At 54.0% G+C, this 13,184-nt stretch carries 6 protein-coding genes; 3 read left to right on the forward strand and 3 right to left on the reverse strand.

What is annotated here, in order from left to right; all coding sequences use genetic code 11:
* Window positions 1-28 precede the first annotated feature (28 nt).
* Genes B9Z40_RS09290 through B9Z40_RS09300 form a run of 3 tightly spaced genes read right to left on the reverse strand, consistent with a single transcriptional unit; the run spans window position 29 to window position 9,689 of the window.
* Window positions 29-3,367, reverse strand: coding sequence for a DEAD/DEAH box helicase (locus tag B9Z40_RS09290; RefSeq protein WP_100173091.1), 3,339 nt, complete (start codon window positions 3,365-3,367; stop codon window positions 29-31).
* The gene (locus tag B9Z40_RS09295) at window positions 3,367-6,801 is read right to left on the reverse strand and encodes a DNA methyltransferase (RefSeq protein ID WP_100173092.1); all 3,435 of its coding nucleotides are present in this window, start codon (window positions 6,799-6,801) and stop codon (window positions 3,367-3,369) included. Before B9Z40_RS09295 ends, B9Z40_RS09290 begins: the two co-directional genes overlap by 1 nt.
* The gene (locus tag B9Z40_RS09300) at window positions 6,786-9,689 is read right to left on the reverse strand and encodes an SNF2-related protein (protein ID WP_100173093.1); all 2,904 of its coding nucleotides are present in this window, start codon (window positions 9,687-9,689) and stop codon (window positions 6,786-6,788) included. Before B9Z40_RS09300 ends, B9Z40_RS09295 begins: the two co-directional genes overlap by 16 nt.
* Before the next feature lie 253 nt (window positions 9,690-9,942).
* On the opposite strand from B9Z40_RS09300, the gene B9Z40_RS09305 reads away from it, so the two are divergent.
* The 3 genes from B9Z40_RS09305 to B9Z40_RS09315 all read left to right on the forward strand — a co-directional run bounded on the left by B9Z40_RS09305 (window position 9,943) and on the right by B9Z40_RS09315 (window position 13,183).
* Window positions 9,943-10,902, forward strand: coding sequence for a helix-turn-helix domain-containing protein (locus tag B9Z40_RS09305; RefSeq protein WP_100173094.1), 960 nt, complete (start codon window positions 9,943-9,945; stop codon window positions 10,900-10,902).
* An 85-nt stretch (window positions 10,903-10,987) separates the two neighbouring features.
* Complete coding sequence (locus B9Z40_RS09310; protein ID WP_100173095.1) at window positions 10,988-12,058, forward strand: M14 family metallopeptidase; 1,071 nt, start codon at window positions 10,988-10,990, stop codon at window positions 12,056-12,058.
* Between the two features lie 147 nt (window positions 12,059-12,205).
* A complete protein-coding gene (locus B9Z40_RS09315) occupies window positions 12,206-13,183 on the forward strand; it encodes a tripartite tricarboxylate transporter substrate binding protein (protein ID WP_143473946.1) in 978 nt (325 codons plus the stop codon).
* Window position 13,184: the final 1 nt, after the last annotated feature.

Raw genomic sequence — 13,184 nt, forward strand, 5'->3', positions numbered from 1 at the left:
GCTTTCAACCCTATTCCTGGCACAGCTCTTATTGCACCAAATGCATCACACTGTCTATGAACTCAGGGTGGCCACTGGCGCTTAAGTCCAGCATGAAATAAACATGGCTATTCGCCCACTCTTGCTTGGTCAACCCACGATCTTTAACACTCGAGAAATTGGTAGGCGTCACGATTGCGCTTTCCAAGCGCAAATCTTTATCCCCTAAGCGTTGCTCAATTTCTTTGATTGTTTTGTGGAATTGCACCTTAGGGTGTTGCGGGCCTTCATGCGAAATGCCGTGTGGCTCAATGAACAAAACGACTTGCTTCGATCCGTTGACAGCCCAAAGAATGAAGTCTGGGTAAAAGTTACCTGCTTCAAAGAAGCCAATTCCACTGCCTCGCGATTTGTTGCGTAACAAGTAGATGGTGGTGTTTTCCGAAGCGAGGCGTGCTTCTTCTCTGTCAAGCCAGCCCATCAGTGCGCTTACAAAACCAGTTTCACTTTCATTCAGAGCAACTGGTGCAATGCTGATTGGCGTTCCACGTTTGGCCGACAACAGCGGTTGATACAGGTGATTGCCAAGAATGCAAGCTTTGAGCTGCCCAACATCCAAAAGCTTGCGTTTGGCTTTGCTCTGTTGCGCGGCTTCAATGTCGGACTGTAATTTTTGAATATCGGCAATCAGCTGAGTCTCGCTGGCGTCCACCGTCAGTGTGTACACCTCACCTGGTTGCGGCAAGTTTTCATGTGCTGAATCAAGGTCCACCACACGCAGCCTTGGGCGGATGAACTCATCGCGCTTGTAGTCAAAAAAGCGGCTGCAATACTTCTTGAGAAGCTCCAACGCCAGCTGATTCCAAACGGTCACGTTGCTATATTTTTGCAGCGACATCAGCTCAGAGGGAACCAACAAGCTGTACCAACTGGTGTCCAACAGTAACCCAGTCAAGCTTTCAGGCCGAATGATCAAGCTGTATTGGTTCTCACGGGCCTTGTACTTTTCCAGCTCAAAATAGAGGTGGTCCTTATCGATGAACGCCACATGCTGCGCTGAAAAAACCGCTTGATTCCTTTCAATGACAGCACCGGCCTGTTTGCCAACCTCAGGGGCAGCAATGGCCGTGATTTTGGGATACCAATCCACCTCAATTCGGTTGCGCGTCAAATACTCGGGCACCTCCCCCATCAATGGCATCACGCCGTCGCGGTTAAAGCTGTATTCGCGCCCTTCGCCATCCTTCAGTTTAGGCCGAACGATCTTGAGCTTGTGACCAAAGTCATGCGTCACATTCATGGGAATCGTGAACACCTCTTTACTGTCATTGGTAGGAAGGCCTTCGTCTTGCAAAAATTGGCGGAACTTCTCCATGAAGTCCGCCTGCACGCCAAACACATTCAAGGTCTCAATCAGGTTGATGTATTGCGGTGCACCCATAGGCCGTGCATGGCTCGAACGCTTGAGGCTCCACTCCCACCCCTTGAGACGCACACCACGACCAAAAAGCTGAATGATTTGCGAACCCTCAGTTCGCCCTACTCGCATCAGCCCCAATGTGCTGACACGCCAGCAATCCCACCCTTCAACGAATTTTTTAGCACCCATCAGCAGATTGATAGGCGAGCTTGACTCCTTGACGCTGTTGAACTGCGCGGCAAGGAAATCACTGTCCCCGACCACCATCGGCGGCAAGAGGTCAGACTTTTGCAATGACTCCAAATGTTTGGACAGGCCGAGTGCATCACCCACATTGATCAAACCAAAGTGCTGACTGGCCTCTCCAGCCAGCAACACCAATTCACCACTGTCGCCCTTTAAGCGCTGCACTTGCAGCAAACCGCCCGCTGAGTTGTTGAACAGCTTGGCCAAGATGTCTGAGTGGATGGTTTCAACCGTTTTGCCCGACTGCATCTGTTGCAGCAAGTACAAAAACGCCCCGTGAAAAATATCCACGTTGTTGCTGACCAGGCCCGTCTCGTCGCCCTTTTTCGTCAACAAAGATTGAACCGCATTTTTGGCCCTGTCTGGATCGGCCAGAAACCTCGCCAAAAAGCTCAAAACCTGCACCACGTCTGAAGCAGTTTCATCAACCTCTACAACCACTTTGCTTTTGACTTTTTTGCTTGTAACAGCCTTGCTGACACTGCCGCCCACAAACACCCAAAGTGGCTTTTCCAGGTTGAACTCTGCGTATTCCGCCTTGCGCACTTCATACAGTGCAAGCTGTTGGTAAAAAGTCAGCAGGCAACCCGTCAGGTACAAAAACTCCACGTCCTCTTGGGACTTTGGAATGTTGAAAATCCGGTAATCCTTGCCGTAGCCATCTTCGTAAAAATATTTGTACGAGTAATCAAACAGCACCGCCTTGGCGTAGGCCTGTTCAATCCTTGGGCTTGCAGCGGCAGTGACGGCCTCGCGGAAGGTGGCCGAATACTCAAACGCAAAGCCCTGCTCGGTCAGCATAGACCGCTGCTTGTACCAGCCATCCTCTTCGGCCTTACCCATCCCTCGGTGGCCTTCGTCCACAAGGATCAGGTTTTGCATGCCCAGGTTGCGGGTGGCGATGGAGGTCGGCCCATCCTTGTCACCCAGCTTGGTGATCTCTATATAGTCAATGCGGGTCAAATGCCCACTTTGGCTGGCAAACATATCGTTGTTGTCCAGCACCAAGCGGCCCACTTCAATACCACTTTGGCGCATCTCAAGCTCATGCTGCTGGCTCAGACTCTCGTTGGGCGTAATGAGGATGGTGCGCGTCACCGCATCGGGCTGGCCCGCCTCTTTGGCGTAATGCGCGAACTGACGGTAGTTCACATGCATAAGCAGCGTCTTGCCCGACCCAGTGGCGTTTTGCAAACAGAGTTTGTTCAACTCGTCTTCGGTGTAGGGCTCAATCCCCGTCGCGTGTGGCATGGCCTGCGAGGCCCAGTGCGCATTGAAGCGGTTAACGTAGCCATTCAAACTGGACAGCAAATTAGCCCGGTGGCTGAAGTACTGATCCAGATAAATCTCTGTGAATAACAGCGACAACCATTGGTAATACTTCCACTCAATAGGCCGATCACGCCCCTCGTTGAGCCATTGGGTGTGCGCCACGATGTTTTGCTCGTAGGCCAGCAAACGATCAGGATGCAACGATGCCTGCGGCAGCCAACCCAGCTGCAATTGCTTGTAATAAAAGTGCAGGTTGTCAGTATCCAGACCTTCACGGCAATCGCGCAAAGTCTTGGTCAACGCATACATGGGACGCACGGGACGCCCATTGTGTTGATGCTGCTGCAATGGGTCGATGCCAAACAACGAAATCAACCATTGGTTGAGCACCAGTTTTTGTGAGAAAGGCAAAACTGGCGCCGACCGTGCGGTTTTTGAACGGGAAGCCATCAGTTCGCCTCTTGCGACCACATGGCCGCGTGAAAGGCCTCTTCAATCAGACGCACTTTGGTCTGTTCAGCTTCCACCAATGGGTTGGGCAGCGTGTGGCTGCCATTCACATAGATCACATCGTAGGTGTTTTCACGCGGTGAGATTTGCAGCTTTTCCATCAGGAACTTTTGCAATGCAGCGTTGTCTTGCTCGGGGTTGTCGGTCAGCTTGCGCCAAACAATGAGCGTTTTTTGGCGCGAGCTGTCATCACCCGGTACCTTGAGCGTATAGCCCTCCACCAGGCGGAACCAGAACGGACCTTGATCATCCGGCTTGAGGCGCTTGCACACCAGGCGAGTGTTCTGATCCTTGGGCAAATCTTTGTCTACCTCTCGTTCAAACTCAGCACTGAAAGTTTGCGGGGCAGCCAAATGCTCCACCCACAGGCCAATCAGCCAGTTGAAGGTCTCAATCAGATCAATACGTTGTAGTGCCAATGCATCGCTGCCCGGCCTTTTGATCTTCATGGCGTAGTTGGCGGGGTCGGCAAAGGCTTGCACATTCAACAAGCTGGGGCTGCCTTGTGTCTCAACATCCAGCCAATAGTTCAGCATATATGCAGAACGAAGCTCTGGACTTGCATCCAAGGCGCGGTCACGGGCCGCATCATCAGACACAATCAAATTGTTGAGTGCATCTTCATAGCTCTCAAGACGAAGATATTTAAAGCATGAACTCACTCCATCTTGCTCAATCGGTTTTCCATTACTCCAACTGTTGCTGTAAACACACTTTTTAATTCTGGGCAAAAGAACACCATCAAAATAATCACCCTGTTCCACTAAATAATATTTCAACGAGCCCGACAGATCTCTACTGAAATTAATTGCCGCATGAGCAGATGTCCCTGACCCAGCAAAATAATCAACAAAAATATCACCGTCAGAGCAGTAATAATCAATAAAAAATCTATTCAACTCGATCGGCTTTGGTGTTGAATTAATCGAATATCCAAGAATATTACTCAGCGCAGTAGACGCCTGACTTGCAGTACCAAACCTTTGCACTGACGAGGGTATTTCAGAATTTCTAATTTTCTTATACTTCAACTTACCTGTAGATGAAAAGTAGAAATCAACAATTTCCTGACCCTTGGTATCAAATACTTTTTCAGCACTATTCTTAAAAAATTTAGTCATCTGCCCATATTGAGTCCATGCAGCCTTTAGGGTCACAGGGGATACTGTCTTACCCTCGATTACATGCATGCTTCCAGAGGTTACTTCAACTGTCTCGGCCCCTCCCCATTTGCCTGAAAAAATAGTACCGTCAGGAGCCTCGCATTTGACGCCGGCAGGAAAACTGAATTCCTGTAACTTATGACGCTTCGATTCCTTTTTCATGGCGCCTGCAATAACAAAGCCCTCCGCAGAAGATGTGATATCTAAGTTGTTTTTATTTTTTGCATAATTCAAAATATATTCATGATATATTTTGTAATAACCGGACTGGGCAGAATGATTTCTATCCCATATTAAATTGGCAACATAATTATTCGCACCACACTGAGCGTCAAGTATCGACTTCAAGTTAGAAACTTCATCATCATCAATACTTACGGAGAAGATACCATTTTCTTGCAATAAGGACATATGTTTGCCAACTCGTTCTGAAATGAGTGTGCACCAAGAGCTATGCTTATAGGCATCCTTATATATAAACCCGTCGTAACCTTTGTTATATGGTGGGTCAATATAGATAAATTTAACCTTACTCTCTAACGTTCGTTGCATTAACCCTAAAGCTTGAAAATTCTCGGAGTGAATCAACACACCATCACACTGAGCATCTAGATTTTCAATTTCGGTCAGTAAATTAGCTTTGAAGTGATCGTCAAACAATGCCGTATCGAGCAATAAAAACGGGTTTCCCTTCAAAAACTCTTCCGTCAACGGCACGCTGTAACCCACCTGCGCGGTATCGCCCACAACTTCATCAATGGCAAACAGTCTGACCCATTCATCACGCTGCGCCTCGTTTGCCGCTATCTCTGGATAGAACTTCTCTGGAACTCGATCCAACGTGATGCAGTAATTCACCTCTGTCACAAACTTCTTCTTCAGCCAAAGCTTTTTCTGAAAGTCCTCAAGCTGAGCCAAGAAAGCGATGAGCTGATGCGCGATGCGGCGTAACACCTTGACCTTGCCCAGATACTGCTCCACCTTGGGTGCATCGGCGTTTTCAATGTCGTCTAGCCGCATGACTTCGTTCTTGATGTAGAAGTCCAGCTCACGGCGCAAGAAGCCACCCAGGTCTTTGTGGATGAAGTAATCCATAGTGTTGCGGGCGGTGTACAAGCTGATGTACTTAGCCAGCAAGGGGCGCTTGGTTTGTTTTTCGGTGGGAGCCAACAGATTAAGCAGACGCATGTAGTCCGCAGTTTGACCTTCTGGCAACTGTGCCATGGCTTGCAAGAACACATCTGCCATCCAGTGGGCGGGCATGTGCTCTTTGTTGATGCTTCCAAACTTGGCTTTGATCTCGTCTTCGTCAAAGGGATAGCCTTCTGTCAGCACCTTGTATTCAAAGTTCAGCACTAGGCTGCCATCGGCATCCAGCTCAGCAGGACTGCTGAGCAGCGGGATGAATTCACGCTTTTGATCACCACTGGCTTTGATGTTGCCGTGCTCGCCCTCTTGTGCCTCGGCAATGCGCAAATGCACCTTCATGGCTTTTTGTTCGCCTGTGGCAGTGGTAGGCACTTCAAAATCAAAGGCTCCGTCTTGGCCGTTGGTTTTGGCAACATCTAAATGCTTTTTGACGGCTTCGATCGGGTCGAAGGTGTAGTGGGTGAAGTTTTCACCGCTCTTGATGTAGTACTGGTCTTTGTTGGCCCAATGCAAATACACCTCGCGTCCGTCGTAGGGCACGCTGTAAGGTGCGGCGCGTGTGTCACTCTCGCGGGCGTAGTAACGGCGGCTCAAAAAATCGCCGTTGTCGTAATAGCGTTCAAAGAAACGGTACAGGTGGTCGTAAATTTCCGCATCAGCGCTCAATGACTCTTTGGCGGCTTGGGCTGCCGCCATGTCTTCGAGATACTTTTTACCTGCTGGCAATCCAGCAAAGGCGGGATTGAGTTCTCCTTTGGCGTCCAAGGCGGTGTCGCCCAGGCTTTCAAACAGCTTGGCTTTGGCTTGTGCAAATAGCTGCTCGGCATTGGCGCTGTCACGAGCACCAAATGCTGTCTCAATTTCCTTGAGCAGATCGTTTTCCAGAAAATGGGTGATCTGCACGCTCTTGGCGTGCATGATTTTGTAAAGCCCAAAGTCGAGCTCAGGTTGGTCAAGTTGGAAAAGGTCCTTCAAAAGGCCTTTGAGACGGACGAGTTGTTTGTTGTTTGTCGTTGCCATGTCTTGCTGCGGGTTGTTTTGCAGGTTCAAATAACCTGCCATGCGATGGTGAAAAGTGGTTCAGATGATGCCGAATGCGCCATTCGTCTAGTCAACTCTTCAATGAGCTGATCACGCTTATCGTGGATCTCGTCTTCCACTTGAAAAATTTCTTGCCTCTGCTTGCGTTGCTGGCGCTCAAGCTTAGCTATTCGCTCTTGAATGACCTGTTGCTCATCCAAAGTGGGGGCTTGTCTCGCCTCGCGTTGGGCCACCTTGATTTGCTCTTTGGTGTTTTTCAGAGCCTGCTCAGCCCCTTGCACCATGTCTTCGGCCCAGCGGTCCAGCTTGTCGCGGGCTTCGGCGAAGTGTTTGTTGTTGGTTTCGAGCGATGTGGCTACCGTGGCCTGCGCGTGGCGTTGTGCTTCGGCACGCAGTCTTGATTGAACCGTTTCGTCCAAGATGACCGAGGCTTCATCCAATAGCGCATGGCAGGCCATGAGCTTTTCGCAAGTTTCTTGGTCCAGCGACTGCCCCTGCTCGGTCAAGGCCGAGAACAACAAAAATTCCTGTTTTTCAAAGCTGTCCACCGTGAGTTTTTGCAGAGTAAGCACACCCGACTTGCCGCGCAAGACATCGACCACCGAAATTCGGGCTTCATTTTTTTGCGGATCGAACACCAAACGCTGCAGCGGGGTGTCGGCAGTTTGTGCGCTTTGAATCACCCACTCGCCCAAGGGGTGAGAAAGCCGGTAGGTAAAGCTGTCTTGCCCTGAATCATTGAAAGCCAGTGAGTTGGCGTCTTGCGGTTGGTTGCGCGAAATCAGGTGGTAGCGCCCGGCAGCAATGTCGCTGGCGGGTGGTGCTTTCAAATCAAAGCTAAGCTGTTCGCTGTCAAACCAAGCTTGTTTGGCCAACACGTGCTGAGTCAAGTCCCAAAAGCGGCGGCTGAAGCGGTCCAAGTGAGCATGGGTGTCTTGCAACTGCAAGCGCAGGCGGTCATGCACTTCGGCATCAAAATTTTCCAGTAACTGGCGACGGGTGTCTTGCATGCGCGCTTGGATGCTGGCGTCCATTTCGGCCCGCAGCGCGTTAAAAGCGTTGTCAATTTCTTCTTTTGTGCGGCATGTGCGATAGATATCCAGAATGCGCTTCTCAAAGTCAACTCCGGATTCGATGGTGCCCAGCACTTCGTCAGAGGCACCAAACACGCCATCGAACAATTTGAATTTGTTGTCCAGCAACTCCAGCACGCGCTGGTCCGCATGGTTACGCTCGTTGAAGAAGTTGATGACGACCACATCATGCTTTTGGCCATAGCGGTGGCAGCGGCCAATGCGTTGCTCCACGCGCTGGGGGTTCCAGGGCAGGTCGTAATTGATGACCAAAGAGCAGAACTGCATGTTCACACCCTCAGCCGCCGCTTCGGTGGCAATGAGGATGGATGCATCGTCTCTGAAGTGTTCAATCAGCGCGGCGCGGATATCGATATCTCTTGAGCCGGTGATGCGACCTATCCCTTGGTTGCGGACGATCCACTGGTCGTAAATGCTGGCCGCCTCAGGCCCGCCGTTGGTGCCACTGAACAGCACCACTCGGCCTGCATGACCGTTTTGCTCCAGGTAGCGCTTGAGGTATTCCTGTGTGCGCTTGGATTCGGTAAAGATGAGGGCTTTGCGCTGAGCTCCAGTTTGCGCCATGGCTTTGAAGCCAACATCCAACGCTTGCAATAAGGCTGTGGTTTTGGTATCGGTGCCAATGCTTTGCGCCCAAGTGTGCAAACGGTCCAGCTCACCAATTTCATCATTGAGCCGTTTGCGGTCGAGCTGACCAGGGTCTTGGGTCGCAGTGTCGGGCTCGTCACCTTCGTTGAGAATTTCGTCAAGAAGGTCTTCTTCCATTTCTTCTTCGTCCACCAACGTTTCAATCCAGTCGTCTTGGGTCTGGATTTTTTCGTCGCGCAAGGCTTCAAGCCTCAGCTTCATGACGCCCAAGGTGCCCGCAATAGCCTGCGAGCTAGAAGCCAACAACTTTCTCAGCACCAACTCGGTCAGATGGCGCTGGCGTCGGGGAATGGCGTAACTGTCTTCACGGGTCAGATAGTCCGTGACGGCTTCGTAAAAACGGTGCTCGTCGTCGGTGGATCGGAACTTTTGTGTGTGAGGTTTGCGCTGGGTATAACTGATGTACTCGGTCACATCCTTGCGAAGGGTGCGCTTGCAAAAACTGGCCAAGCGGTTGCGCAAGCCGTCCAAATCACCACTGGCTCCAGTGAATTGGCTGCGAAAAGAATTCAGGTCGCCAAAAATGTTGTCGTCGATCAGTGTGGACAGGCCATACAGCTCCAAGATGGAGTTTTGCAGCGGGGTCGCGGTCAGCAGCAACTTTCGGCTGTCTGATGTGGCCCAGCGCAGGGCCTGACCGATCTTGTTGCTGTCTCTGTAAGCGTTGCGCAGTTTGTGCGCTTCATCAATGACAACCAAGTCCCAGGCCATGGACCGGATGTCTTCCTTGATGCGTGTGGCATAGGCATACGACATGACCACCACCGCCTTTTGCTGCAATGGGGCCAAGCCCTTGCGCTGTGCTTCACGCCATGTTTTGGAGTCCAGAACAACTGCTGGCAGATTGAATTTTTCTTCCAGCTCCAGCGCCCATTGTTTGCGCAGCGACGCGGGGCAAATAACCAACAACTGACGCTTGCGCTCGGCCCAGTATTGACACAGCACAATGCCCGCTTCGATGGTTTTGCCCAAGCCCACTTCATCGGCCAGCATGACGCCTTTGGACAGTGGCGACCGCAAAGCGAAGACCGCAGCCTCAATCTGGTGGGGGTTCAAGTCCACACTGGCGTTAAACAGCGCCTGCGAGAGTCGATCCAACCCGCCACCAGCATGCTGGAGCGTCAAGTCATGGGCGATGTACTTGGCTTGGTGGGGGGTGAGAAGCATGAAATCGGATGAATACAGACAACAAAGGTCAAGATCAACACACATCCTAATCAAAAAAATAGCTGTTTCGAACTTGTTCAAACTACTTATTAGCCGACCTTTGGACCCGAGCCATGGGTGAAAAACACAGAATTTCTGTACACCCCATCCACTTTGCGCAAAACCAGTGCCGGGTTAACCTGAAATGACGGGGATGTCGCTGCCATGCAGAATCTCAAAAATCACGGTTTTTTTCTGCGCTCCGCCCCTTTCCATGCCCAACTCCCTCGCCCGTTCAACCTGGGTCCAGGTACTCGACACCCAGGACATGGACCAGCACGCCCTGGCCCAGCAGGGCTGGGCGCTGCAGTACGAGCAACTCTCGCCTGGCCAGTTCAAGGGGCGCATCCACCAGGTTCAGCTGCCCGAGGTGACGCTGCTGCGCGAAGACACCAGCATCGCTTTGCGCCAGCGCGGTCGGCTCGATGACAGCGTGTACGGCTTTGCCATGGCTTTGCAAGATTCCCCCGATCTGTTTTTCAACGGCCAACGGGTGCCAGCCCACGCCATCATGTGCGGCAAGGGCGACGAGGTAGACCTGACCACGCCGCCCCACTTCACCCTGATCGCTGTGGTGGTGGCGCGCAGCCTGCTCAACCCACTGTGGGAGCGCATGTACCAAAAACCCCTGGCGCACTGGCTTGAAAAGCAGCTGGTGCTGCAAACCACCGACATCAAGGCCCAGAACCTGCGCGACCTGCAGCTGACCGTGCTGGACCAGGCCAGCGCCCTGGCGCACCGCCAGCACGACCCGCAAGCCTTGCGCCAGCTGCGCGACGAGATCCTGATGGAATGGCTCGAAGCCCTGCCCGCCCAGGTCGACACCTCCGAGCTGCCCAACCTGGAGCGGCGCAAAAAACTAGTGGACCGGGCCTGCGAGCTGATGATGGGCCATGCCGACGAGCCGCTGTCCATTTTGGAGGTGTGCAGCCGTGTGGGCACAAGTCGGCGCAAACTCAACTATTGCTTTCAGGACGTGCTGGGCACCACGCCCATCAAGTACCTGCGCTCGCTGCGGCTGAACAGCGTGCGCCGCGCCCTGCGCCAGGCGACACCGGGCGAGACCATCCAAGACATCGCCTCACACTGGGGTTTTTGGCACTTGAGTCAGTTTGCACAGGACTACAAACACCTGTTTGGCGAACTGCCCTCGGACACCCTGCGCCAACGATGAGCACCGCCCAGGCCATCTGAGGTATCTTGATGATCGTGTTGTTTGGCTTGGCAGCGGGCTGGCTGAACCAGATCAAGGCCCAACCATGAACACACCACCCTTTTGCCCCAGCTACCGCGAGTCCCGTGCGCTCTTTTTACAGGCTGCCGATGCCTGCGGGGCTAAGTTGCACAGTGACAGCTTGCCCTTGCTAGGTGCGCAAGGCGAAGCGCTGGCCATGGACGTAGCGGTGCACGGTCCGGCGAACGCCTCCAAAGTGCTGATGACCACCAGCGCGGTGCACGGCATCGAGGGCTTTTGCGGCTCGGCCATCCAGACCGGGCTGTTGCAACAACTGACACTGCCGCCCGATGTGGCGGTGGTGCATGTGCATGCGGTCAACCCTCATGGCTTTTCGCACGCACGGCGGGTCAACGAAGACAACGTCGACCTCAACCGCAACTTCATCGACTTCGGTCAGCCCCTGCCGGTCAACACCGATTACGCCGAGATCCACGCCCTGCTGCTGCCCGAGCACTGGCCGCCCACGCCCGAGCAGGCCGCCGCGCTGCAGGCGCAAGCCCAGATTTGGGGTGATCGGCGCATGCAGCGGGCCATCACCAGCGGCCAGTACCAATATCCAGACGGTGTGTGGTTTGGCGGGCTCGCCCCCACCTGGAGCCACCGCACCTTCCGGCAAGTGCTGCAAGACCATCTGGGGCAGGCCCGGCAGATCGCCTGGATCGACCTGCACACGGGTCTGGGCCCACACGGTCACGGCGAGCGCATTTTTGCCTGCACAGACACGGGCCCAACATTGCGTCGCGCCCGCCAGTGGTGGGGAGCAGACATCACCTCGGTGGACACGGGCACATCCCAAAGCGTGCCCTTGTCCGGCCCGATCCAGATGGCCATTTACGAGGAATGCCCGCAAGCGCAGTACACGGGCATTTGCCTGGAGTTTGGTACCCTGCCATTGGCGCAGATGATTCTGGCCATGCGCGCCGACCACTGGCTGGCTTTGCACCCCGAGGCCCCGCACGCGCAGCAGGCGGCCATCCGGACGGACATGCGCGAAGCGTTCAATCCGCCCTCCAGCGACTGGCAACAACAGGTCTGGCGCCAAGGCCTGCAAGCGGCGCAGCAGGCGGTGCAGGGTTTGGCAAAGCAGCCCTGAAACCGGGCCGCCTGGCACTTTTGGGGAAAACCCCGCCCGGCGTTTGCCATTTTTCGATACAGGGAAACGGGCAAGTTGTTCAGACTGTGGATTCCCCGTGACCGCAGCGTGTGCGGCCGCCACCACAACACCCGAGGACGACAAACCATGATTTCACGCCGTACGATTTCGCGACTGCTCGCTGGCCTGCTGGGCAGCCTGATGGTGCTCAGCGCCACTGCACAGGGCTTCCCCAACAAGATGGTCACCGTGATGGTGCCCTACCCTGCGGGCGGCCCTTCGGATGCGGTGGCCCGCCTGGTGCAGGTCGAATACGAAAAAAACCTCGGCCAAAAGATGATGGTCGAGAACCTGGGCGGCGTGAGCGGCGCTTTGGGCGTTCAAAAAGTGCTGGCAGCCCCTGCTGACGGCTACTACCAGCTGCTGAGCACCCCCATGGAGCTGGTGATGGCCCCCCTGGCCCTGTCGGCCGTCAAGTTCAAGCCCGAAGAAGTCCGCATGGCCAGCCTGATGGGCCGCACCTCGATCGGCCTGGCGGTGCGCAAGGACCTGCCGGTCAACAACCTGCCGGAATTCCTGGCCTGGGCCAAGGGCAAGCAGGTCAGCTACGCCAGCGTGGGCCAGGGCTCGCTGTACCACATCATGGGTGAGCGCTTCAAAACCCTGACCGGACTGGACATGCTGCACGTGCCCTACAAAGCGGCCGTGCAGATCTACACCGACTTGGGCGGCAACAGCGTGGACATGGCCTTTGTCCCTGTGGCAGGCCCCATCATTGGCATGGTCAAGGACAACCGCTTCAAGATCATCGGCATCTCGTCCACCGCCCCTCACCCCCAACTGCCCGATGCCGCGCCCATCAGCGCGCAGCGTGGCATGTCCGACTTCGTGTTCGACATCTGGATCGGCCTGCAGGTGTCTAAAAACACGCTCGACGCCGTGGTCCAAAAACTCAACCAGGCCATGAACGAGGCCATCAAGTCCGAAGCCTTTGTCAAGGGCATGACCACCACCGGCAGCCAGGTGCCTGCAAGCATGAGCGTGGCTGAAGTCGACCGCTTCTACACCCAGGAGGTGTCCCGCTACCGCGCCTTGTTCAAGGCCGCCAACGTCGAACCTCAATGAC

The sequence above is a fragment of the Limnohabitans sp. 15K genome, assembly GCF_002778285.1.
Lineage (GTDB): Bacteria > Pseudomonadota > Gammaproteobacteria > Burkholderiales > Burkholderiaceae_C > Limnohabitans_A.